Here is a 21,683-nt window from a genome sequence, read left to right as displayed (position 1 = left end):
GCATACGAGCGTGCCATCCCTTTCGGACCAGGGCCCATGTCGTGCGTAAGCACCCCTCCGACACTGGCGCCTTGACCGTTATGCCCTGCTTGCCCCCTAGGCTCGGAGGGGTGATGAAAACGATCGTCTTCGACACCGGCGAAACCCTCGTCCGCGACGACCGCCACTGGGCCTCGTGGGCCGACTGGCTCGGGGTACCGCCGCACACGGTCAGCGCGCTGGTCGGCGCCGCCGTCGCCCAGGGCCGCGACCGCACCGACGCGTTGCTGGTCCTGCGCCCCGGCATGGACGTCGGCGAGGCCCGCCACGCCCGCGCGGCGGCCGGACGCGGTGAGTACCTGGACGAGACGGACCTCTATCCCGACGTCCGGCCCGCCCTGGCCGAACTGCGCGCGCTCGGACTGCGGATCGTCGTCGCGGGCGACGGGTCGGCCCGGGCCGGGGAACTGCTGCGGGGCCTCGACCTGCCGGCCGACCTGGTCGTCACCACGGAGGAGTGGGGCGCGGCCAAACCGGACGTGGAGTTCTTCGCCCGCGTGCTGGAGGTGTCGGGCGCCGAGCCGGAGGCCACCCTGTACGTGGGTGATCACCCCGCGGACGATCTCTTCCCCGCGAAGTCCTCGGGGCTGCGGACGGCGCACATCCGCCGCGGCCCGTTCGGGCATTGGTGGGCGGACCACCCCGACGTCGTGGAGACGGCGGACTGGCGGATCAGCGCACTGACCGAGCTGCCGGCGCTGCTGGGCGGAGCCGGGCGGCGGAAGGTGTTCGCCACCCCGTCCGCACGGCCGGCACCGGCCGCGGGGTCCACACCTCCCCCGGAGGATTCCGCCCCGGAGGCGGCGGCTGAGGAGCCCGCGCCTCCCGGGCAGTCGCGGTCCTGAGCGCTACACGCCCTTGTCCGCCTGTTCGTCGCCCGCACGCAGGGAGAGCCTCAGCCGGTCGCTCGCGAGCCTCATGTGCTCGGCCATCGCGGCGTCCGCACCCTCCGGGTCGCCCGCCCGGATCGCGTCGAGCACGGCCCCGTGCTCGTGCAGCGTCCCGCTGACGGTTCCCTCGATGTCCCCCGCCCGCTCCATCCACACCTGGAGCAGAGCCCGGATGGAGTGCAGGATGTCGCTGAGCACCGTGTTGCGGGCGATGTTCGCGGTCTCCAGGTGGAAGGCGATGTCGGCGTCGATGAACGCCTTGACGTCCGTCCCCGCCTCCCGCATCCGCTCCAGATGCTTCTCGAGCCTCTCGACGTCCGCCTCGGACGCACGGTCCGCGGCCAGCCGCGCCGACATGCCCTCCATGAAGGTGCGGACCTCGACCAGGTCCTGCGTGCGGCGCTGACCGAGCATCAGGCCCCAGTTGATGGCCCGCGGGAGGAACTCCGAGGTCCCCTCGCGGACGTACGAGCCCGAGCCCGGCCTGATCTCGATGATGCCGAGGACGTCCAGCGCGGACAGCGCCCCGCGGACGCTGGAGCGCGCGACGCCGAGGGCGTCGGCGAGCTGGCGCTCGGCGGGCAGGCGCGTACCCGGCTTCAGGTTTCCCTCGGACAGGTGATCAAGGAGCCGCTTGGCCACCTCACTGACCGAGGACTCCCGTACGACGGGGCGCAGAAGTGACGTGAAATCGGGCGCTTCGGGCTGCGTGGACACGCTGACCAGTACATCAGACGGGGCGGTGGAACCCCGGAGCGGGCGGACGATAACGCGCTCATCGGTCCAGGAGAAGAGCTCAGGGGAGCGACCTACGTCACTTTGGTAAATTGGTGACCAATTTAGGATCCAGGGCTAGCTTGGAGTTGTTCACCGGCCGGAAACACAACCTTCCACGGTTCGCCTTCGCCTGCCGGAGTAGACACAGAACCGGACAAAGCGGTCCGCAAGCGAGGAGTCTCCATGGGCGCCACTGCGCATTCAGCGATCGAGAGATCAGCGATCAAGAAGGTCTCGGTCCGGCTCGTCCCCTTCGTGGCCCTGATGTTCTTCGTGAACTACCTGGACCGGACGGCCGTCTCCTTCGCGGAACCCAACGGCATGGGGCAGGACCTCGCCCTCACCGCGGCGCAGTTCGGCTTCGCCTCCGGCGTCTTCTTCATCGGTTACATCATTCTCGAAGTGCCCAGCAACATGGCACTGCACAAGTTCGGCGCCCGGCGCTGGCTGGCCCGGATCATGGTGTCCTGGGGTGTCGTCGCCCTCCTCTTCACCTGGGTGCAGAACAGCGAGCAGCTGTACACGCTCCGCTTCCTGCTCGGTGTCGCCGAGGCCGGGTTCTTCCCCGGCGCGATCCTCTTCCTGAGCCAGTGGGTGCCCTCCCGGCACCGTACGAAGGTGCTCGGCCTCTTCTACCTGGCGCAGCCCCTGACCACCGTCATCGGCGCCCCGCTGGCCGGCTGGTTCATCAACCAGCACGGGGTCTTCGGCCTCGAGGGCTGGCGCGTCATGTTCCTCGGGGTGTCCGTCCCGGCGATCCTGCTGGGTGTCGTCGCCTGGTTCTACCTGATCGACAAGCCGGCCGACGCGAAGTGGCTGACCCGCGACGAGAAGGAATGGCTGACCGCGGAGCTCGCCGCCGAGAACGCCGGCAAGACCGGCGCGGACGACAGGACCGGCCACGGCAAGGAGGCCCTGAAGGCGGCCTTCACCAACGGCCGCGTCTGGACCCTCGCCCTCATCTACTTCGGCTTCATCTACGGCCTGTACGCCCTCGCCTTCTTCCTGCCGACGATCATCAACGGCTTCCAGGAGCAGTTCGGCACGACGTTCAGCGTGATGGACAAGGCACTGATCACGGCCATTCCGTACCTCCCGGCCGCGATCGTCCTCTACTTCTGGTCCCGTCACGCCACCCGGCACGGTGTCCACACCTGGCACATCGCGGGACCGGCGGTCGTCGGCGGGGTCTCCATCCCCCTCGCCCTCTACATGGGTTCACCGGCCGCCACGGTCGCGGTCATCACCGTCACCGCCTGTGCGATCTTCGCGGCACTGCCGGTCTTCTGGTCCGTCCCCTCGCAGTTCCTGACCGGCGCGGCAGCCGCCGCCGGTATCGCCCTGATCAACACCGCGGGCAACGTGGCCGGCTTCGCCGCCGGATACGTGACCGGCTGGCTGAAGGACTTCAGCGGTGCCTACCACCTGCCGCTGTTCCTCGTCGGGGCTTTCATGCTCATGTCCGCCGCGCTGATGCTGTGGCTCGCCAAGCGGTCCGAGGACCACGGCGCGCACCACGGCCGCCCCCTCGCAGAGGTTCGCTGATGACCCGCCTGTCCAACGACCCCGCCGCCTTCGCCGACGAGGCGCTCGAAGGCTTCGTCGCCGCCCACCCGCGCAGGGTCCGCCAGGTCCCCGGCGGGGTGGTCCGGGCCACCCGCACCGCCCCCGGCCAGGTCGCCGTGGTGGTGGGCGGAGGCTCCGGGCACTACCCGGCCTTCTCCGGGCTGGTCGGCCAGGGCCTCGCGCACGGCGCGGCGGTCGGCAACGTCTTCGCCTCGCCCTCCGCCCACCAGGTGCGCCAGGTCGCCCGGGCCGCCGAGACCGGCGGCGGGGTCCTCCTCGCCTACGGGAACTACGCCGGTGACGTCCTGCACTTCGGCCAGGCCGCCGAGCGGCTGACCGCCGAGGGCATACCCACCCGCACGCTCGGCGTCACGGACGACATGTCCAGCGCCTCGCCCGCCGAGGCCCACAAGCGACGCGGTGTCGCCGGGGACCTGGTCGTCTTCAAGACGGCCGCGGCGGCGGCCGAGGCCGGGCAGCCGCTGGACGAAGTGACCCGGATCGCGGAGCTGGCGAACGCCCGCACCCGCTCCTTCGGTGTCGCGTTCTCCGGCTGCACGCTGCCGGGCGCCGACCACCCGCTCTTCACGGTGCCCGAGGGCCGCATGGCCGTCGGCCTCGGCATCCACGGTGAGCCCGGCATGGGCGAGCGGCCCGTGCCGACCGCCGACGAGGCCGCCGAACTCCTGGTCTCCACCGTCCTCGGTGAACTCCCCGAGGGCGTCGGTTCGCCGAAGGGTCAGCGGGCCGCGGTGATCCTCAACGGCCTCGGCTCGGTGAAGTACGAGGAGCTGTTCGTCGTCTACCGCCGGGTCGCCCAGCTCCTCGCCGAGGCCGGCGTCGAGGCCGTGGACCCCGAGGTCGGCGAGCTCGTCACCAGCTTCGACATGGCCGGGGTCTCGCTGACCCTGTGCTGGCTCAGCGACGAGCTGGAGCCGCTGTGGACGGCCCCGGCCGACGCCCCCGCCTACCGCAAGGGCACCGTCGAAGCGGCGGACCCCTTCGTCCCGGACGTGTCCGCGGAGACGGCCGAGGACACCGTCCCGCCCGCCACCGACGACTCCCGCGAGGCGGCCCGCACGGCCCTCGCCGCCCTCCGCGTCCTCAAGGACACCGTCGACGTCCACGCCGAGGAGCTCGGCCGGATCGACGCGGTCGCCGGTGACGGCGACCACGGCATCGGCATGCAGCGCGGCTCCACCGGCGCCTACGAGGCGGCGGTACGTGCCGAAGCCCTCGGCGCCGGCGCAGAAACGCTTCTGCACTGGGCCGCAGACGCCTGGGCCGACCGGGCCGGTGGCACCTCAGGCGCCCTGTGGGGCGTCATCCTCCGGGCCGTCGGCACCGCGCTCGGCGACACCGCACGGCCCACGGCCGCCGAGGTCGCCTCCGGCGTCGCGCAGGCGTCGGCGGGCGTGATGGCGCTGGGCAAGGCGGAGGTCGGCGACAAGACGATGGTCGACGTCCTCGTCCCCTTCTCCTACGCGCTCACCGCCGCCACCCGGGCCGGACAGCCCCTGGCCACCGCCTGGGACGCGGCCGCGCACTCCGCGTCCGCCGCCGCCGAGGCCACCGCCGACCTGCTCCCCCGGATGGGCCGCGCCCGCCCGCACGCCGAGAAGAGCCTCGGCACCCCGGACGCCGGAGCCCACTCGCTCGCCCTGATCGTCCGTGCCGTGCACGGCGTGTTCGCACCGACCCTGGAGAACCACTGATGTCCGACAAGCCGTCCGAGAAGCCGTCCGAGAAGCTCCGCGTCGTCGTCGGCTCCGACGACGCCGGCCACGCCTACAAGGAAGCCCTCAGGAAGGACCTGGAGGCCAGCGGTCTCGTCGCCACCGTCACCGATGTGGGGGTCGACGCGGACGGGCACACCGCCTACCCGAAGGTCGCCATCGCCGCCGCCGAGATGATCGCCCGGGGCGAGGCCGACCGCGCCCTGCTGGTCTGCGGCACGGGCCTCGGGGTGGCCATCGCCGCGAACAAGGTCAAGGGGATCCGGGCCGTCACCGCCCACGACTCCTTCTCCGTCGAGCGCGCGGTCCTCTCCAACAACGCCCAGGTCCTCACCTTCGGCCAGCGCGTCGTCGGACTGGAGCTCGCCCGCCGACTGGCCTCCGAGTGGCTGACGTACCGCTTCGACGAGGCGTCGGCGTCCGCCGCCAAGGTCGCGCTGATGGACGACTACGAGAACAAGAACGACCACGAGAACCAGCAGGAAGCCGCAGCCTGATGCCCGCCGCGCAGAACACCGCGCCGAACGCCGCGCACCACCCCCGGGTCACGATCGGGGTGAGCCTGAAGATGTACTTCGGCCACCACGAGACCCTCAACTGGGCCCGCAGCATCGCGTCCCTCGCCGCCCGGCACCCCGCCGTCACCGGCGGCACGGCCGAGCTGTTCGTGCTGCCCGCCTTCCCCGCGCTCGTCCCGGTCACCGGGATCCTGGCCGGTACGGAGGTGCGCACCGGGGCGCAGGACCTGGCGACCGAGGACCGCGGTCCGTACACCGGCGAGGTCAGCGGCGCCCACCTGCACGAGATCGGTGCCCGCTACGCCGAGGTCGGCCACGCGGAGCGCCGCCGGCTCTTCGGCGAGGGCGACACGGTCGTCGCCGCCAAGACGGCCGCGGCCCTGCGCAACGGGCTGACCCCGGTGCTCTGCGTCGGCGAACTCGACCAGGTCGCCCCCTCCGAGGCGGCCGCCCGCACGGTCGTCGAGGCCGAACGCATCCTGGCCACGGCGTCCCAGGAGGGCCCCCTCGCCCCGGTCGTCCTCGCGTACGAACCGCAGTGGGCCATCGGAGCACCCCGGCCCGCCTCCCCCGACCACATCCGCGCGGTCTGCGAGGCCCTCAACGCCTGGCTCGCCACCCAGCCCGCCCTGGCCGGCAGCCGCGTGATCTACGGCGGAAGCGCGGGCCCCGGACTGCTCACCGAGCTGGGCACGGGTGTCGACGGGCTGTTCCTCGGCCGCTTCGCACACGACCCGGCAGCGGTGGGACGCATCCTCGACGAGACGCTGGAAGGGACCCTCGCATGTCCTACGGCCTGAGCACCTACGCCTTCTTCTGGCGCGTCTCCGACCGGGCCCCCCGCCCCCTCACCCTCGACGAGATGCTCGCGCAGACCCGGGAGATGGGCGGCGAGGTCTTCCAGATCTGCGACTACCCGCCGATCGAGACGTACGACGACGAGCAGCTTGACGCCCTGCGCACCACGGCGGCCGGGCACGGCATCACGCTGGAGCTGGGCACCAGGGGCGTACGCACCGAGCACCTCGCCGCCCACCTCCGCATCGCGCGGCGCCTGGGGGTCACCCTGGTGCGCTCGATGCTGAACACCGCGGACCACCGGCCGACCGTCGCGGAGGCCACCGCGCTCCTGCGCGAGGCGGTCCCCGCCTACGCGGCGGCGGGTGTCACCCTCGGCCTGGAGACCTACGAACAGGTCTCCACCGACGACCTGCTGGCCGTCGTGCGGGGCGTGGACAGCCCGCACCTGGGTGTCGTCCTCGACCCGGGCAACAGCGTCGCCCGGCTGGAACGCCCGGTGGACGTCGTCGAGGCCACCGCCCCCCACGTGGTGAACATCCACGTCAAGGACTTCTCGTTCTCCCGCCGTGACGGCTGGGTCGGCTTCACCTTCGCCGGCTGCCCTCTCGGCGAGGGCCTCCTCGACTACGGCCACATGACCGCAACGGTCCGGCCGGACGAGCGGGGCATCAACCAGATCGTGGAGCACTGGCTCCCCTGGCAGGGCGATTTCGAGGAGACCGCCCGCCTGGAGGACCAGTGGACCCGGCACAGCATCAACACCCTTCTGAGGAGCAAGTAATGGCCACCGGATCCAGGACCGTCGCCGTCATCGGGGCCGCAGGCAAGATGGGCCGGCGCGTCTCCGACAACCTGGTGAAGAGCGACTTCACCACCCTCTTCGCCGAGAACTCCCCCAAGGGCCAGGAGCTCGTCCGTGAGCTGGGCCGCGAGCTGACGGACGGCGCCGACGCCGCCGCGCAGGCCGACGTCGTGATCCTCGCCGTCCCGGACGTCGTCCTCGGCACCGTCTCCGAGCAGCTCGTCCCGGTCATGAAGCCCGGCGCGATCCTGCTGACCCTGGACCCGGCCGCCGCGTACGCCGGTCTGCTGACCCGCCGCGCGGACGTGCACAACGCCGTGGCGCACCCCTGCCACCCGTCGGTGTTCCTGGAGCGCACGACGAAGGAGGAGTGGGCGGACACCTTCGGCGGCATCGCCGCCCCGCAGGAGGTCGTCGCCTCCTTCGAGCCCGCCGCCGAGGCCGCCGACCCGGCCGCCCAGGAGCTCGCCGAGGCCGTCATCTCCACCATGTACGCCCCGGTCGTCGAGGTGCACTGGGTGACCGTCAAGCAGCTCGCTGTCCTGGAGCCGACGCTCGTCGAGACGATCGCCTGCATGGTCGGCGCCCTGCTGACCGAGGCCCTCCACGAGACCGTCCACACCGTGGGCGTCCCCGAGAAGGCCGCCCGCGCCATGCTCCTCGGCCACACACAGGTCGCGCTGGCCAACACCCTCAAGGGCTCCAACCCGTTCTCCGACGCGTGCCTGATCGCGATGGACTACGGGCGCGAGTCGATCGTCCGCGACGACTGGAAGAACGTCTTCAAGGACGACGAGCTCGACAAGGTCATCACGCGGATGCTCAAGATCAAGGAGATCAAGCGCTGACCCGGTCCTGACCACCGGCGCCACCGCTCAGGTCCCTGCGGAACCGGGCCGGGCTCTCCATCAGGGGTGGAGGGCCCGGCCCTTCGCACGTCCTCCCGCCTCACACCCCGAGGATGCGGGAGATCCCGTAGTCGAAGCGTTCGTCGAAGGAGGCGTCCTCGAAGTGCTCGGCGGCCCGGGACAGTGACGGGTACTGCCCTTCCCCCAGCCGCCGGGCGAACGCCGCGCCCCTCGCGTCCGGAAGCGCCTGCTCCTCCTGCGCCAGCCCGAGGGTGAAGTAGACCAGGGCCCAGGCCGTCCAGACCGCCTCCCGGTCCCGCAGTCCGCCGGCCGGCAGCGCCTCGACCACCAGCTCGGCGAAGCGGAGCGTGGCGGGCTCGGCGGCGTACGTGCCGGCCACGATCCTGGCCCCGTCCCGGTGAGCGAGCAGGGCCCGGCGATAGCGGTGGAACAGCTCGCGGACGCGCGGCTCCCACGGCTCGGGCACCCCCTGACGGGCCGCCGTGCGCCCAACCTCGAACTCGCGGACGGGACCGACCTGTTCACCGCCCTCCGCCCCGGCCGGTACGTCCGCCTCGGCTTCGCCGGCACCCCCGCGCCGACGCCCGGAGTCATCACCCGAGCCGCGTCCCGGCCCGGCACCCGCCCCGCCTGGTCCACCGTGCACGCCGCGCTCATCCGCCCGGACGGGCACGTCGCGTGGGCGGCCGACGACCCGGACCGTGATCCAGGCGTGATCACCAGCCCGTAACCTCCCTCCGGTCAGGGGGACCACGGGTGAACGGGCAAGCGGGGGACAGCACATGAGTTACGGACGCGCGGCGGTACCGGCCCTGGCCGGAGGGCTGCTTCTCACGGCGCTCCTGTTCTGGGCGGGGGCGAGCGTGGACGCGCTGCACCTCCAGGGCACGGCCCGGGTGCTCGGCGGCAAGGCGGTCGCCGACCTGGAGTACTGGCTCAACCCCTGGTCGTACGATCCACCGGAATCGGTCCGGCTGGGCACCGTGGCGCAGGGCGGGGCCGGCTCCCGTTACCCCGCCCTGCACGGGACCGCGATGCAGATCCGGTTCGCCGCGGTCTTCGTGTTCTTCGTCCCGGGGGCACTGCTCCTCGTCCGCAGGCTGCCTCCGGTGAACCGCCGGCTGCCGGCCACGCTGGCGGCGGTGTGGGCCTGGGGCGTCGTGGCCGGGACCCTGGCGGTCACCGTCTCGGCTCCGTGGGTGATCGCCTCGCAGGGGCACGGCAGTTACCGCTTCCTGCCGCAGCTGGCGGGCATGATGTCCGCCGGACGGCAGATCCTCGTGTTCCTCGCGGCGGTCGCCGCGGTGGTGACCGTGCTGACCGCCCGGATCACCGCCAAGGGCGCCGGCGACCTGCCCCGGGCGGTCGTCCCGGCGCGCGCCGCCCGGGTGGCGGCCACCATGGGGACCCTGGTCGTGGCGGTGTCCCTGGTCGTCCTCTCGTACCAGCCGGTCGCCGCGCGCATCCAGACCGTCTCCCCGTCGGGGGGCCTGCTCTCCGAACCCGGCGACTTCCTGCGCCAGTGGCTGCTGCTCGGCGGCTGGGCCGGTCCCGCGGGCACGCCGGTCGGTGACTGGCTGCTGTACCGCGCCGCCGACGGGCTGCTGCTCGTCGTGGTGTGGTGCGCGCTGCGATGGCTCCCCGGCCTGCTGACCCGTGCCACGGTGACGGCGACGGCGGCCGGGGCGGTCTGCGCGACCGTCATCGGGCTGCTGGCGGGCCAGCTGCTGCGGATCGTGCTGGACTCGACGGGCCTGGCCATGCTCTACGGACCGGTGCACGTGATGTCGGCCCTCGGTACCGGCGTCCCCGCCGCCCTGTTCGTCGGCTCGGTGGCAGGTGTCGTCGCGGCCCTGACCCTGCGGTGGGCGGGCGGCCGCGTGCAGGACGCCGGCACCTCCGTGGCACCGCCCCCGGTTCCGGAACACCCCGCCGCCGTATGACACGACCGCCCGCCCGGCGATGCGCCGGGCGGGCGGTCGGGGGACGGTTCCGGGACCTCTACTTCCCGAGCACCGCCTTCATCACGTTCCTGGCGATCGGACCGCCGAGGCCACCGCCGGAGATGTCCGAGCGGGAGATGTCCATCGCGGTCGGGTCGATGAACACCGCGACCGCCACCGACTGGCCGTCGGCCTTCTTGCCGTACGAGACGAACCAGCCGTACGGGACTTCCTTCGTCACGTCGTTACCGCGCTGGGCCGTACCCGTCTTGCCGCCCACCGTCACACCGTCGATCAGGGCGCGCTTCGCGCTGCCCTCCTTGGCGGTGAACTCCATCATCTCCTGGATCTTCTTGGCGGTCTCCTCCGAGACCGCCTCGCTCTTGAGCTGCGGCTCGTGCTCCTCCAGGGTCGAGAGGTCGGGCCCCCTCAGCTCCTCCACGATGTAGGGCTGCATCAGCTTGCCGTTGTTGGCGAGGGCCGCCGTGACCATCGCCATCTGCATCGGGGTGCTCGTGAGGCTGCCCTGGCCCATGCCGGTGAGGGCGGTACCGGGCTTGTCGAGCTTTTCGGGATAGAGGCTCTTCGTGGCGAGCATGTCGCCGAAGGCGTCGGAGTAGACGTCCTCGTTGAAGCCGAACTTCTCGGCCGTCTCACGCATCCCCTGGTCGCCCACCTTCAGAGCGGCGTCCAGGAAGACGTTGTTGCAGGAGTACTGCATGGCCGTCTTCATCGACGCCTTGTTGCACGTCGCGTCGCCGGCCTCACTGCTGATCGTCCTACTCGACAGCGGCAGCGGGTACGGGGAGACGGCGTCAGTCGGCGCGTCGACGTCGTCGATCACCCCGTGCTCCAGGGCCGCGGCCGCCGTCAGGATCTTGAAGGTCGAGCCGGGCGGGAAGGTCTCGCGCAGCGGGCGGTTGGCCAGCGGCTTGCCCTTGTCGTCGATGAGGGCCTGGAACTTGTCGCCCTCCTTGAAGGAGTTGCCGGCGAAGACCGAGGGGTCGTACGAGGGGGTCGAGACCATGGCGAGGACCTTGCCGGTCGACGGTTCGAGGGCGACGACCGCACCCCGCGCGTCGAGGTCGCTCAGCCCCTTGTAGGCAGCCTTCTGCGCCTTCGGGACGATGGTGGTGACCACATCGCCACCACGCCGCTGCTTACCGGTGAGGATGTCCTTCGCGTGGCGGAAGGCGAAGCGCTCGTCCTGGCCGCTGAGGATGCTGTCGTACGTCTTCTCCAGGAGGGACATGCCCTGGGCCTGTGAGGCGTAGCCGGTGACGGGGGCGTACATCGGCCCCTGCTTGAAGGTGCGCTGGTACTTGAAGTCGGTCCCCTCGACCACCTTCGACCCGGTGACCGCCTCGCCGCCCACGATGATGTCGCCGCGCGGGGTGGCGAACTGGGTGATCTTGACCCGGCGGTTGTGCTCGTGGGTTGCCAGCTCCTCGCTCTTGGCGTACTGGAGCCAGTTGGTGCGTATCAGTAGAGCCAGCATCAACAGCCCACAGAAGATGGCTATGTGCCGCAACGGCCTGTTCATCGTGCTCCCGCTCCCAGGCAGCCGAGCACACACGCACACGGGCCGCACCATCGATGTCCGGAGGTGATAGATGCGATTTTAGCGTCGGTGGTTGCACCGGAGGATCACGGCCGCCGGTAACCAGCCACCGTGTGCTCACAGATACGCCGCATACGCGTCCAGCGCGCGCAGGACCTCCGCCTCCTCGGCCGGGGGAAGCTGCAGGACGACCTCCTCGACGCCGAGGTCCGCGTAGTACTCCAGCTTCCCCGGCGCGGGCCGGACGGCGTACGGCACCACCTGGAGGTGCTCCGGGTCGCGCCCCGCCTCCTCCCACGCCTTGCGCAGCTTCGGCACGGACTCCGACAGGCCGCGCCCGCCGATCGGCAGCCAGCCGTCCGCCTCCCGCGCGATCCGCTCGAAGAGCTTCGGGCCCGCCGCCCCGCCGATCAGGGTGCGCGGGCCGCTCACCGGTCCGCGCGGCTTCCGCACCGGCTTCGGATAGGCGTGGCTCGCCCGGACCGATCCGAACTCCCCCTCGTACGAGGTCGGTTCCTCCGCCCACAGGGCGCGCATCAGGGCCAGCCGTTCGCTGCCGAGCGCACGCCGGGTCGACCACTCCACACCGTGGTCGGCGGCCTCCTCGACGTTCCACCCGTAACCGATGCCGAGCGTGAACCGGCCGCCGGAGAGGTGGTCGAGCGTGGCGGCCTGCTTCGCCAGGTCGATGGGGTCGTGCTGGGCGATCAGTGTGATGCCGGTACCGAGGGCCAGCCGCTCGGTGACGGCCGCGGCCTGCCCGAGGGCGACGAAGGGGTCGAGTGTGCGGCCGTACTCGGGCGGCAGCTCGCCGCCCGCGGGGTACGGGGTGTCCCGGCTGACGGGGATGTGGGTGTGCTCGGGCAGGTAGAGCCCGGCGAATCCGCGCTGCTCCAGCTCGCGCGCGACCCGGACCGGTGTGATCGTCTCGTCGGTGAGGAAGATCGTTGTGGCGATCCGCATGCGGGGCTCCTCGGTCGTCGTCCGTGACGGGTCCACGGTATGCGGTGGAGCGCGCGGCCGTGCCCGGCGCGCGAAGACCGGTGCCCGGTCGTGGCCGCGGCCACGACCGGGCCCACCTCGGACGGTCAGCTCCTCGCCCCCGGCGCCCCGGACTGCTTGCGGTACAGCTCCTCGATCTCCGCGTCGAAGTCCCGCGTGATCGCGTCCCGCTTCAGCTTCAGCGACGGGGTGAGGTGTCCGCTCTCCTCGGTGAAGTCCGTCGGCAGGATCGTGAACTTGCGGATGGACTCGGCGCGGGAGACCAGCCGGTTGGCCTCGTCGACCGCGCGCTGCAGCGCGCCGCGCAGCTCCTCGTCGTGGACGAGCTCACGCAGGGGGACGTCCTCCTTCTTCCGCATCCGGCGCCAGTGGGTGAGGCCGTCCGGCTCCAGGGTGATCAGCGCGCTGATGAACGACCGGTTGTCCCCGACCACCATGCACTGGCTGACCAGCGGGTGGGCGCGCAGCCAGTCCTCGAGCGGGGCGGGCGTGACGTTCTTGCCGCCGGACGTGATGATGATGTCCTTCTTGCGGCCCGTGATCGTGAGGTAGCCGTCCTCGTCCAGGGCTCCCAGGTCGCCCGTCGGGAACCAGCCGCCCTCGACGTCCGGTGCGGCCTCGCCGCGCTCGGTGTCCCAGTAACCCCGGAACACCTGGCCGCCACTGAGCAGGACCTCCCCGTCGTCCGCGATCCGCACCGCGGTGCCGGGCAGCGGCCAGCCGACCGTGCCGAGGCGGGGCTTGAGGGGCGGGGTGACCGTGGCGGCGGCCGTGGTCTCGGTCAGGCCGTAGCCCTCGAAGATCTGGATGCCCGCCCCCGCGTAGAACGCGGCGAGGCGGTGCCCCAGCGGGGAGCCCCCGCAGATCGCGTACCGGACCTGGCCGCCCAGCGCGGCACGGATGCGCCGGTAGACCAGCGGGTCGTAGAGGGCACGGGCGGCGCGGAGCCCGAGGCCGGGGCCGGGGCCCGTGCCGTGTTCCGCGGCCTCGACGGCCTCCCCGTAGCGCTGGGCGATGCGGGCCGCACGGTCGAAGGACGAGGCACGGCCCATCTTCTCGGCCGTGGCCCGGCCGGTGTTGTAGACCTTCTCCAGGACGTACGGGATGGCCAGCAGGAACGACGGCTTGAAGCCCGCCAGGTCATCGAGCAGGTCCTCGGTCCGGATCGACGGCGCGTGCCCGAGCCGGACCCGGGCGCGCATGCAGCCGATCGCCACCATCCGGCCGAAGACATGGGAGAGCGGGAGGAAGAGCAGGGTGGACGCCGGGTACTTCGACACCGACTTGAAGACGGGGTGGAGCAGCTCGATCGCGTTGTCGACCTCGGCGAAGAAGTTGCCGTGGGTCAGGGCGCAGCCCTTGGGCCGGCCCGTGGTGCCCGAGGTGTAGATGAGGGTGGCGGGGCTGCCGGGTTCGAGGGCGGCCCGGCGGGCGGCGACGACCGCGTCCGGTATGTCCTTGCCGAGCGTCTTCAGCCGGCCCATGGCACCGGTGTCGAACTGCCAGAGATGGGTGAGGTCACCGAGCTGCTGCCGCTCCTGGCTGACCAGCCGGCCCTGCTCCTTCGTCTCCACCGCGCAGGCGACGGCCCCTGAGTCCTGGAGGATCCAGCGCGTCTGGAAGGCCGAGGACGTGGGATAGACGGGCACGGTGACCAGCCCGGCGGCCCAGGAGGCGAAGTCGAGCAGCGTCCACTCGTAGGTCGTACGGGCCATGATCGCGATCCGGTCACCGATCCCGAGTCCTTCCGCGATCAGGCCCTTGGCGACGGCCTGGACCTCCGCGGCGAATTCGGCGGCGGTCACGTCCTGCCAGGTGCCGTCCGCCTGCTTACGGCTGAGGACCGCCTCGGACGGAGCCTCCCGGGCGTTGTCGAAGGGGATCTCGGCGAGCGAGCCGCTGCGCACGACGGGTGCGAGCGGTGGCACGGAGACTTCGCGTACGGTCCCGTCGGCCCCCCTGACCATGGTCGGCTCGACCAGGACGGGAACGGCGGGCGCGGCGGATTCGGCGGCGGGCGTGGACACGAGCGGCTCCTCGACATGGGGTCCTGCGCCGGGCCCGTCCCTGGGGCCCGGCGCCGGGGCGGCTGCTGGGTGCGCGGGTTCGTTCACGTGCGGATGCGGCCGGAGGCCGGCAGGGGTCAGGGGCGTTCCAGGATGGCGGTCACCCCCTGGCCGCCCGCGGCGCAGACCGAGATCAGGCCGCGGCCGGGGGCGTCCCGCTCCGCGAGGAGCTTGGCCAGGGTCGCCACGATCCGCGCGCCCGTCGCGGCGAAGGGGTGCCCGGTGGCGAGGGACGATCCGGCCACGTTCAGCCTGGCCCTGTCGACGGGGGCGAGGCCCTGCTCCTCCCAGGAGGCGAGGGTCGCGAGGACCTGGGAGGCGAAGGCCTCGTGGATCTCGAAGAGGTCGAAGTCCGCGGTCGTCAGCCCGGCACGCTCCAGCATGCGCGGCACCGCGTGGGCGGGGGCCATCAGCAGCCCGTCCTCGCCGTCCACGTAGTCCACGGCCGCCGTCTCGTACAGCGACAGGTAGGCCAGCGGCTCCAAGCCGCGCGCCTCGGCCCACTCCTCGCTCGCCAGGAGCACGGTGGCGGCGCCGTCGGTGAGCGGGGTCGAGTTGCCCGCGGTCATCGTGGCGTCGGGGTGGCCGGCGCCGAACACCGGCTTCAGCGTGGCGAGTTTCTCCACCGTGGAGCCGGGGCGCAGGTTCTGGTCGCGTTCCAGGCCGAGGTACGGGACGACGAGGTCGTCGAGGAAGCCGCGTTCGTAGGCCGCGGCGAGACGCTGGTGGCTGGTGGCCGCCAGCAGGTCCTGGTCCTCGCGGGCCACTCCCCACTTCCGGGCGGTGACCGCGGCGTGCTCACCCATCGAAAGGCCGGTGCGGGGCTCGGCGTTGCGCGGGATGTCCGGGACGAGGTGGCTGGGGCGTACGGCGGCCAGCGCCTTGATCCGGGCACCCGTCGACCGGGCGCGGCGGGCCTCCAGCAGGATCCTGCGGAGTCTGTCGTTGACTCCGAGGGGCGCGTCGCTCGTGGTGTCCGCGCCGCCCGCGATCGCGGAGTCGACCGCACCGAGGGCGATCTTGTTGGCCGCGGCGACGACGGCCTGCAGACCGGTGCCGCACGCCTGCTGGATGTCGTAGGCGGGGGTACGCGGGTCCAGGGCGGAGCCCAGGACGGTCTCGCGGGCCAGATTGAAGTCCCGGCTGTGCTTGAGGACCGCGCCGGCCACGAACTCTCCGACCTGCTGCCCTCGCAGGCCGAAGCGCTCGACGAGTCCGTCCAGTGCGGCGGTGAGCATGTCCTGGTTGGACGCCCGCGCGTACGGGCCGTCGGAGCGGGCGAACGGAATGCGACTGCCGCCGACGACCGCGACCCTGCGCGGCTGCGGAAGTGCGAGGGGGATCAACTCGACCAACTCATCTCGACAACTCCTGACCCTTGAGTAACCTTACTCTGGAGTAAATCTACGACCGAGCAGGAGTCCAGACAATGGCCGACCGCTATCTGCACTTCACCGGCACCGCCCCCGGCCGCTTCCTGACCCGCAGGCTCGGCCTGCCGCAGCCCGCGCCGCTCCGCCGCTGGACACTGGAAACCCCCTCCCTCGAGGGGCCGTTGCTCCACCTCACCGCAGGTGACTCCGCCCACTCGGACACGCTCGGCCCGGTGCTCGCCGCGACCGGCCTGAAGGTCACCGCACAGGCCGAACGCCCCGCCGCCGTCGTCCTGGACGCCACCGGCATCACCACGGCCGCCGGTCTCGCCGCCGTGCACGCCGCCCTCCACCCCGTCGTACGGTCGCTCGCCGGCGGTGGCCGTGTCGTCGTCCTCGGCACCACTCCGTCCGCCGACGACCACCACCAGGCGGCGGCCCAGCAGGCACTCGAAGGGTTCGTACGCTCGCTCGGCAAGGAGATCGGCCGGGGAGCCACCGCGCAGCTGCTGCGGCTCGCCCCCGGGGCGGACGCCGCCTCGGCCGAGTCCACGCTCCGCTTCCTGCTGTCCCCCCGCTCCGCCTACGTCAGCGGCCAGGTCGTCCAGCTCACCGCCGACGCGCCCGGCGAGGTCGCCGACTGGGCGGCACCCCTGTACGGGCGCACCGCACTGGTCACCGGCGCGGCACGCGGCATCGGGGCGTCCGTCGCCTCCGTCCTCGCCCGGGACGGCGCCCGGGTGATCTGCCTGGACGTCCCGCAGGCCCAGGAGGAACTCGTGCGCACCGCCGACCGCCTGGGCGCCACCGCCCTGCCGTTGGACATCACCGCACCCGACGCCGCCGGCCTGATCGCCGCGGCCGTCCCCGACGGCCTGGACGTCCTCGTCCACAACGCCGGCATCACCCGCGACCGCCGGCTCGCCAACATGCCGGCCGACCGCTGGGCCTCGGTCATCGACGTCAACCTGGACAGCGTCCTGCGCACGACGGACGCGCTCCTGGAGACGGGCACGGTCAACCGCGGCGGCCGGATCGTCGCCACCGCGTCCATCGCCGGGATCGCGGGCAACAACGGCCAGACCAACTACGCGGCCAGCAAGGCCGGCATCATCGGCCTGGTCCGGTCCCTGGCACCGCGCGCCGCGGCGGACCACGGCGTCACCGTCAACGCCGTCGCGCCCGGCTTCATCGAGACGAAGATGACGGCGGCCGTCCCCCTCTTCATCCGGGAGGCCGGACGCCGGATGAACTCGCTTTCGCAGGGCGGGCTCCCGGTCGACGTCGCCGAGACCACCGCCTGGTTCGCCCAGCCCGCCTCCGGCGCCGTCAACGGGCAGGTCGTGCGGGTCTGCGGCCAGAGCCTGCTGGGGGCCTGACCATGACCGGCCTGAGTCTGTCCCTCGTCCGCGGAGCCGTCACCTCCCCGTTCAAGCGGGCGGGGCGGCCCGACGCCGCGCTGCCCGCCGGCCGCGAGGTGCTCCCACCCGGACGCGTCGCCCCCGGCCCGCTCGCCGCGTACAGCAGGGTCTGCGGCTTCGCCGAGTCGGGCCCGCTGCCGCCCACCTACCCGCACGTGCTGGGCTTCCCGGCCGCGATGCGGCTGATGACGGCCCGCGACTTCCCGCTGCCGGTCCTGGGACTGGTGCACACCTGGATCGAGATCACCGCACACCGGGCCCTGCACCCCACGGACGAGCTCGAACTCACCGTGTACGCGGACGGTCTGACGCCCCACCGCCGTGGCACCGAGGTCACGATGGTGACCGAGGCGCGGCTCGCGGGCGATCTCGTCTGGGAGTCCCGCAGCGGCTACCTGTCGCGGCACGCGACCGCGACCGCTACCGCGACCGCCGGCGCGGCGACCGGACCCTCGCCGGCTCCCGGAGAACTGCCCGCCGTGGCCGAGTGGCGGCTGCCCGCCGACCTGGGCCGCCGGTACGGGGCCGCCTCGGGCGACCGTAACCCCATCCACCTGCACCCCGTGACGGCACGCCTCTTCGGCTTCCCCCGGCACATCGCGCACGGCATGTGGACCGTCGCGCGCTGCCTGGCGGAGGCCGGGAGCGGGACCGGAGCGGGCGGACCGGGCCGTATCCGCACCGTGCGGGCGGACTTCAGGGCCCCCGTCCCGCTGCCCTCCACCGTCACCTACGCCGCCGACGGCTCCGACTTCCAGGTGCGGGCCGGCAGCCGCGTCCACCTCACCGGCAGCGTGACCCGGGAGGGATGAACGCTCCGGCGCGGCCCGGGAGGGACGAACCCTCTACTCCCCCCGGGACTGCCAGCCGCGCCCGTGCATGAGGTTCTCCAGCCCCGCCCAGGAGAAGTTCATCAAGGTGGTGGCGGCCTCCTTGGCCGAGACGCCGGGAGTGACGTTCGCCCATCCGGCGAGCGCCTCCGCCGCCCCCACCAGCGCCTGTGCCAGGCCCGCCACATCCCGGTCGGGCAGCGCGCGATCACGGTGCGCCTCACGCGCCGCCGCACCGATCAGACCCGTCACGAACGCAACGATCTCCTCGCGCAGCGCCCCCACCTCGCCGACGAACGGCTCCCCGTGCGAGCTGGCCTGCTGGTGCAGCACCGCCCAGCCGTCCGGGTTCTCCGCCGTGTGCGTGAAGAACGCCCGCAGCCCGGACCACAGTTGCCGGTCGGCCGGAATCCCCGGCTCCACCGCCGCCTGCACGGCTTCCACCAGCGCTTTCGACTCACGGCGGATGCAGGCGGTGAAGAGCTCCTCCTTGGAATTCAGATACAGGTACACCAAGGGCTTGGAGACACCGGCCAGTTCGGCGATCTCGTCCATCGAAGCGGCCCGGTAACCACGCTGCGCGAACGTCCGCACGGCCGCGTCCATCATCTGCTGCTCACGCACCGCGCGCGGCATCCGTTTGCTCTTCACTGCACTCACGTCAGACATCCCTCCCGCCCCCACTGCGCTGCTCCCGGGTAAGAGTACGGCGCGGCCCTACGGCCCGCCGTACGGAAGGGAGACGGCGAGGCCCGCCCCGGCCGGGAGTCGTCCAGAAGGACCATCGAGCGGCGCTTCCTACATCCCTGGCCCCTCACCGGATCACACCTCAGGCCGACGCGTTCGCCCGAGTCCGCCGTCTAGTGTCCCGAGCATGACGATCAGACCACGCGTAGCCACTGTGGCCGCTGCCTCCCTCACCGCCTTGGTCCTCCTGGCCCCGGCCGGCACCGCCCACGCGTTATCGGGCCCCGCGAGGGCATCCGCTCCGACCGCGACCGTCGCCGCACTCGGACTGCCCCGCCCCACCGGCCCGTACTCCGTCGGCGCCGAGGTACTGCACCTCGTCGACCACAGCCGCACCGACCCCTGGGTCCCCGCGGCGGGGGCCCGGGAGCTGATGGTGTCGCTCCACCACCCCGCCCGCCCCGGCGGCGCGGGCGCCCCCGCCCCGTACATGAGCACGGAGGAAGCGCGGCTGATGCTGGTGCAACGCGGGCTGGAGGACGTCGTGCCCGCCACCGCCGTCAGCTCCGCCACCACCCATGCCCGCCTGGACGCCCGCCCCGCCCCGGGCCGGTTCCCCCTGGTACTGCTCTCCCCCGGCTTCGGTACGCCGCGCGCCACCCTGACCTCCCTCGCCGAGGACCTGGCGAGCCGGGGCTATGTGGTGGCGAGCGTGGACCACGCGTACGAATCCACCGGGACCTCCTTCCCGGGCGGGCGGGTACTGACCTGCGCCGCCTGCGACGCGGACAACGCCACACCGGACGAGGCAGCGGCACGGGCTCTGCGGAAGAGGGTTTCCACCGGACGGGCGGCCGACCTCGCCTTCGTACTCGACCGGCTGACCGGCAACCGTCCCGCCTGGGACCACGCCCGCATGATCGACCCACGCCGGGTCGCGGCAGCCGGCCATTCCATCGGCGGCAGCGCGGCCGCCTCCACGATGCTCGCCGACTCCCGCGTGGACGCCGGGATCAACATGGACGGCACCTTCTTCGAGGAGATCCCGGCCACCGGCCTGGACGGCCGCCCGTTCATGATGCTCGGCACCGACGCCCGCCACAGCCCCGGCACCTTGGACACCTCCTGGAACGACGGCTGGAAGCGACTGGACGGCTGGAAGCGCTGGCTGACCGTCAAGGGCTCAGGGCACTTCACCTTCACCGACACCCCGTATCTGGCCGAGCAGGCGGGCCTCCCGGTGGACCCCACGGCCCCCCTCTCCGGCGCCCGCTCGACGGGGATCACCCGGGCCTACGTCGCCGCCTTCCTCGACCGGCACCTGAAGGGCCGGCATCAGCGGCTTCTGGACGGCCCGACGCCGGGCAACCCCGAGGTGGTCTTCAACAACCCCTGACACGCTGCGGGGCCCGTCCGTTCCCGGCCTGTCCGTTCCCGGGCCGGACGGGCTCGATCACCGCGTGCGGATCACGGAGCCAGACGCGCTGCCCCCGGTCGGTCACGGTCAGCCCGAACTGTTCGTGGCCGGGCCGCCCGAGGGCCTCGTACTCCAGCCAGGTCTGCTCGACGTCCTCCCAGAGGAGCCCGGGGCCGTACTGCCGGACGTCCCCTCCGGTCTCGGCCGTAGCAGCGGCCCCGTCCGCGCGGGTCACCCACACCTGGGCGCCGTCGGCGGTCTGCTGGTGGGTGAGGCGTACGCCGGGAAGCCGGGCCCCGGCGTACAGCGCGAACCCGAGCGTGAGGAGCCGGGCCGGGTCCACGCCCGCGGCGCGAGCCCGGCCCCCCGCTCCGTCGACCTGATGCGGGCCCGCACGATGGGCCCGCATGGGCATGTACGACGCACCACCGCAGAAGGGCCCGAACGCGGTGCCGTCCTCCTGGACATCGAGCCGGACCAAGGCACCGGACCAGAAGTCCCGCGCGAGCGGGGCGACGACGATCCCACCCGTCCTGACCTGCCGGACGAGGGCGTGCGGGACGTACCGGAGAGCGCAGGTCGCGATCAGCCGGTCCACCGGCCCCGTACCGGGCCACGGCTGCTCGCCGTCCCCGACACGCAGCTGGGGCCGGTACCCCGCGCCCGTCAGGAACTCCGCCGCCTGCCGCGCGACGACGGGGTCCAGCTCGATGCTGTGGACCCGCTCGTCACCGAGCCGCTCGGAGAGCAGCGCGGCCACGTACCCGGTGCCGGTACCGATCTCCAGCACACGGTGCCCGTCCTCGACCTGGAGCAGCCCGAGCATCCGGGCCACCATCGACGGCTGGCTGTTCGACGAGGTCGCGACACCCGGCCCGCCCTCGGCCCCGTCGTCGAGCTGGGTCACGACCGGCTCGTCGCTGTTGACCAGGTCCAGCCAGTGGTCCGTCCCGACGACCGGCTCACACCGGTCGGGGAGCTGCCGCCAGACGTCCGCCGGGATGAACAGGCTGCGCGGCACGGCGTCGAAGACCCGCCGCCAGCGGGCACTGAGCAGCCCGCGATCGGCGAGATCCTGCACCAGGTCCGGGTAGGTGCGGACGGTGTGCGCCGCGTTCATGGGCGCGGGGTGTAGGTGGGGCCGCTGCCGTCCGGGGACGGAGGGGTGGGCGGCGGCGTCCAGGGCTTGTCGGAGGGTGCGCCGCCGTGCTTGCCGTCGTCGGCCTGCTGTGTGGTGGTCATCGTGTCTCTCCTTCGCTGGGGGTGAGCCCGGCCGGTTGCGGAACGGCCGCCCGGCCGGATTCATGGGGTGTGGCAGGGAGAGGCGCAGCGGCGCACTTCGATGGGGCGGTCCTTCGTCGGTGCATCGGGGCGCCGGAGCTCCC

General features: G+C 72.4%; 21 protein-coding genes. 12 read left to right on the top strand and 9 right to left on the bottom strand.

Going from position 1 to position 21,683, the window contains the following annotated elements; genetic code table 11:
* Window positions 1-113 precede the first annotated feature (113 nt).
* A complete protein-coding gene (locus LWJ43_RS18555; RefSeq protein WP_277335926.1) occupies window positions 114-884 on the top strand; it encodes an HAD family hydrolase in 771 nt (256 codons plus the stop codon).
* 3 nt (window positions 885-887) lie between these two features.
* Here LWJ43_RS18555 and LWJ43_RS18550 read toward each other — a convergent pair whose 3' ends face one another.
* Window positions 888-1,646, bottom strand: coding sequence for a FadR/GntR family transcriptional regulator (locus LWJ43_RS18550; protein WP_277333352.1), 759 nt, complete (start codon window positions 1,644-1,646; stop codon window positions 888-890).
* Window positions 1,647-1,889: 243 nt separating this feature from the next.
* Here LWJ43_RS18550 and LWJ43_RS18545 point away from each other — a divergent pair, with 243 nt between their 5' ends.
* Genes LWJ43_RS18545 through LWJ43_RS18520 form a run of 6 tightly spaced genes read left to right on the top strand, consistent with a single transcriptional unit; the run spans window position 1,890 to window position 7,977 of the window.
* A complete protein-coding gene (locus tag LWJ43_RS18545; protein ID WP_277333351.1) occupies window positions 1,890-3,251 on the top strand; it encodes an MFS transporter in 1,362 nt (453 codons plus the stop codon).
* A complete protein-coding gene (locus LWJ43_RS18540) occupies window positions 3,251-4,987 on the top strand; it encodes a dihydroxyacetone kinase family protein (RefSeq protein ID WP_277333350.1) in 1,737 nt (578 codons plus the stop codon). The genes LWJ43_RS18545 and LWJ43_RS18540 overlap by 1 nt, the downstream gene beginning before the upstream one ends.
* Entirely contained in the window at window positions 4,987-5,505 is a 519-nt protein-coding gene (locus tag LWJ43_RS18535; RefSeq protein WP_277333349.1) for a ribose-5-phosphate isomerase, read from the top strand. Before LWJ43_RS18540 ends, LWJ43_RS18535 begins: the two co-directional genes overlap by 1 nt.
* Entirely contained in the window at window positions 5,505-6,326 is an 822-nt protein-coding gene (locus tag LWJ43_RS18530) for a triose-phosphate isomerase family protein (protein WP_277333348.1), read from the top strand. Before LWJ43_RS18535 ends, LWJ43_RS18530 begins: the two co-directional genes overlap by 1 nt.
* Window positions 6,311-7,108: a sugar phosphate isomerase/epimerase family protein gene (locus LWJ43_RS18525; RefSeq protein WP_277333347.1), complete on the top strand. Its 798-nt coding sequence runs from the start codon at window positions 6,311-6,313 to the stop codon at window positions 7,106-7,108. Before LWJ43_RS18530 ends, LWJ43_RS18525 begins: the two co-directional genes overlap by 16 nt.
* Window positions 7,108-7,977, top strand: coding sequence for a phosphogluconate dehydrogenase C-terminal domain-containing protein (locus tag LWJ43_RS18520; RefSeq protein ID WP_277333346.1), 870 nt, complete (start codon window positions 7,108-7,110; stop codon window positions 7,975-7,977). Before LWJ43_RS18525 ends, LWJ43_RS18520 begins: the two co-directional genes overlap by 1 nt.
* A gap of 100 nt (window positions 7,978-8,077) precedes the next feature.
* On the opposite strand, the gene LWJ43_RS18515 is transcribed toward LWJ43_RS18520, so the two are convergent.
* Window positions 8,078-8,464: a TetR/AcrR family transcriptional regulator C-terminal domain-containing protein gene (locus tag LWJ43_RS18515; protein ID WP_277333345.1), complete on the bottom strand. Its 387-nt coding sequence runs from the start codon at window positions 8,462-8,464 to the stop codon at window positions 8,078-8,080.
* Here LWJ43_RS18515 and LWJ43_RS18510 point away from each other — a divergent pair.
* Both LWJ43_RS18510 and LWJ43_RS18505 read left to right on the top strand, forming a co-directional pair.
* A complete protein-coding gene (locus LWJ43_RS18510; RefSeq protein ID WP_277336073.1) occupies window positions 8,396-8,728 on the top strand; it encodes an aromatic-ring hydroxylase C-terminal domain-containing protein in 333 nt (110 codons plus the stop codon). The two genes, LWJ43_RS18515 and LWJ43_RS18510, sit on opposite strands and share 69 nt — an antisense overlap.
* Window positions 8,729-8,780: 52 nt before the next feature.
* A complete protein-coding gene (locus LWJ43_RS18505; protein WP_277333344.1) occupies window positions 8,781-9,941 on the top strand; it encodes a hypothetical protein in 1,161 nt (386 codons plus the stop codon).
* A 58-nt stretch (window positions 9,942-9,999) separates the two neighbouring features.
* Here LWJ43_RS18505 and LWJ43_RS18500 read toward each other — a convergent pair whose 3' ends face one another.
* The 4 genes from LWJ43_RS18500 to LWJ43_RS18485 form a co-directional block, all read right to left on the bottom strand.
* Window positions 10,000-11,484: a peptidoglycan D,D-transpeptidase FtsI family protein gene (locus LWJ43_RS18500; RefSeq protein ID WP_277333343.1), complete on the bottom strand. Its 1,485-nt coding sequence runs from the start codon at window positions 11,482-11,484 to the stop codon at window positions 10,000-10,002.
* A 135-nt stretch (window positions 11,485-11,619) separates the two neighbouring features.
* A complete protein-coding gene (locus tag LWJ43_RS18495; RefSeq protein ID WP_277333342.1) occupies window positions 11,620-12,465 on the bottom strand; it encodes an LLM class F420-dependent oxidoreductase in 846 nt (281 codons plus the stop codon).
* Between the two features lie 125 nt (window positions 12,466-12,590).
* Window positions 12,591-14,531 (bottom strand): AMP-dependent synthetase/ligase, encoded by a 1,941-nt coding sequence (locus LWJ43_RS18490; RefSeq protein WP_277333341.1) that lies wholly within the window; start codon window positions 14,529-14,531, stop codon window positions 12,591-12,593.
* A gap of 116 nt (window positions 14,532-14,647) precedes the next feature.
* Window positions 14,648-15,925: an acetyl-CoA C-acetyltransferase gene (locus LWJ43_RS18485; RefSeq protein WP_277333340.1), complete on the bottom strand. Its 1,278-nt coding sequence runs from the start codon at window positions 15,923-15,925 to the stop codon at window positions 14,648-14,650.
* A 74-nt stretch (window positions 15,926-15,999) separates the two neighbouring features.
* Here LWJ43_RS18485 and LWJ43_RS18480 point away from each other — a divergent pair, with 74 nt between their 5' ends.
* Both LWJ43_RS18480 and LWJ43_RS18475 read left to right on the top strand, forming a co-directional pair.
* On the top strand, window positions 16,000-17,322 hold the full coding sequence (locus LWJ43_RS18480) for a 3-oxoacyl-ACP reductase (protein ID WP_277333339.1): 1,323 nt from the start codon (window positions 16,000-16,002) through the stop codon (window positions 17,320-17,322).
* Window positions 17,323-17,324: 2 nt separating this feature from the next.
* Entirely contained in the window at window positions 17,325-18,176 is an 852-nt protein-coding gene (locus LWJ43_RS18475; protein ID WP_277333338.1) for a MaoC family dehydratase, read from the top strand.
* Between the two features lie 33 nt (window positions 18,177-18,209).
* Here the strand turns inward: LWJ43_RS18475 and LWJ43_RS18470 are convergent, their stop codons facing one another.
* Window positions 18,210-18,830: a TetR/AcrR family transcriptional regulator gene (locus tag LWJ43_RS18470; protein ID WP_277335925.1), complete on the bottom strand. Its 621-nt coding sequence runs from the start codon at window positions 18,828-18,830 to the stop codon at window positions 18,210-18,212.
* 238 nt (window positions 18,831-19,068) lie between these two features.
* On the opposite strand from LWJ43_RS18470, the gene LWJ43_RS18465 reads away from it, so the two are divergent.
* Entirely contained in the window at window positions 19,069-20,277 is a 1,209-nt protein-coding gene (locus LWJ43_RS18465) for an alpha/beta hydrolase family protein (RefSeq protein ID WP_277333337.1), read from the top strand.
* Here LWJ43_RS18465 and LWJ43_RS18460 read toward each other — a convergent pair.
* Window positions 20,264-21,418, bottom strand: coding sequence for a methyltransferase domain-containing protein (locus LWJ43_RS18460; RefSeq protein WP_277333336.1), 1,155 nt, complete (start codon window positions 21,416-21,418; stop codon window positions 20,264-20,266). The genes LWJ43_RS18465 and LWJ43_RS18460 overlap by 14 nt on opposite strands.
* Window positions 21,415-21,540: a hypothetical protein gene (locus LWJ43_RS18455; RefSeq protein WP_277333335.1), complete on the bottom strand. Its 126-nt coding sequence runs from the start codon at window positions 21,538-21,540 to the stop codon at window positions 21,415-21,417. The genes LWJ43_RS18460 and LWJ43_RS18455 overlap by 4 nt, the downstream gene beginning before the upstream one ends.
* Window positions 21,541-21,683 lie beyond the last annotated feature (143 nt).

It is taken from the genome of Streptomyces sp. JH34 (assembly GCF_029428875.1).
Taxonomy (GTDB): Bacteria; Actinomycetota; Actinomycetes; order Streptomycetales; family Streptomycetaceae; genus Streptomyces.
This window is presented reverse-complemented; position numbering and strand designations above follow the sequence as displayed.

What these genes read in the sequence shown, in the direction of transcription:
- LWJ43_RS18555 (WP_277335926.1), top strand. Translation starts at nt 114, where the DNA reads ATGAAAACGATCGTCTTCGACACCGGCGAAACCCTCGTCCGCGACGAC.
- LWJ43_RS18545 (WP_277333351.1), top strand. Translation starts at nt 1,890, where the DNA reads ATGGGCGCCACTGCGCATTCAGCGATCGAGAGATCAGCGATCAAGAAG.
- LWJ43_RS18540 (WP_277333350.1), top strand. Translation starts at nt 3,251, where the DNA reads ATGACCCGCCTGTCCAACGACCCCGCCGCCTTCGCCGACGAGGCGCTC.
- LWJ43_RS18535 (WP_277333349.1), top strand. Translation starts at nt 4,987, where the DNA reads ATGTCCGACAAGCCGTCCGAGAAGCCGTCCGAGAAGCTCCGCGTCGTC.
- LWJ43_RS18530 (WP_277333348.1), top strand. Translation starts at nt 5,505, where the DNA reads ATGCCCGCCGCGCAGAACACCGCGCCGAACGCCGCGCACCACCCCCGG.
- LWJ43_RS18525 (WP_277333347.1), top strand. Translation starts at nt 6,311, where the DNA reads ATGTCCTACGGCCTGAGCACCTACGCCTTCTTCTGGCGCGTCTCCGAC.
- LWJ43_RS18520 (WP_277333346.1), top strand. Translation starts at nt 7,108, where the DNA reads ATGGCCACCGGATCCAGGACCGTCGCCGTCATCGGGGCCGCAGGCAAG.
- LWJ43_RS18505 (WP_277333344.1), top strand. Translation starts at nt 8,781, where the DNA reads ATGAGTTACGGACGCGCGGCGGTACCGGCCCTGGCCGGAGGGCTGCTT.
- LWJ43_RS18500 (WP_277333343.1), bottom strand. Translation starts at nt 11,484, where the DNA reads ATGAACAGGCCGTTGCGGCACATAGCCATCTTCTGTGGGCTGTTGATG.
- LWJ43_RS18495 (WP_277333342.1), bottom strand. Translation starts at nt 12,465, where the DNA reads ATGCGGATCGCCACAACGATCTTCCTCACCGACGAGACGATCACACCG.
- LWJ43_RS18480 (WP_277333339.1), top strand. Translation starts at nt 16,000, where the DNA reads ATGGCCGACCGCTATCTGCACTTCACCGGCACCGCCCCCGGCCGCTTC.
- LWJ43_RS18475 (WP_277333338.1), top strand. Translation starts at nt 17,325, where the DNA reads ATGACCGGCCTGAGTCTGTCCCTCGTCCGCGGAGCCGTCACCTCCCCG.
- LWJ43_RS18470 (WP_277335925.1), bottom strand. Translation starts at nt 18,830, where the DNA reads ATGCCGCGCGCGGTGCGTGAGCAGCAGATGATGGACGCGGCCGTGCGG.
- LWJ43_RS18465 (WP_277333337.1), top strand. Translation starts at nt 19,069, where the DNA reads ATGACGATCAGACCACGCGTAGCCACTGTGGCCGCTGCCTCCCTCACC.
- LWJ43_RS18460 (WP_277333336.1), bottom strand. Translation starts at nt 21,418, where the DNA reads ATGAACGCGGCGCACACCGTCCGCACCTACCCGGACCTGGTGCAGGAT.
- LWJ43_RS18455 (WP_277333335.1), bottom strand. Translation starts at nt 21,540, where the DNA reads ATGACCACCACACAGCAGGCCGACGACGGCAAGCACGGCGGCGCACCC.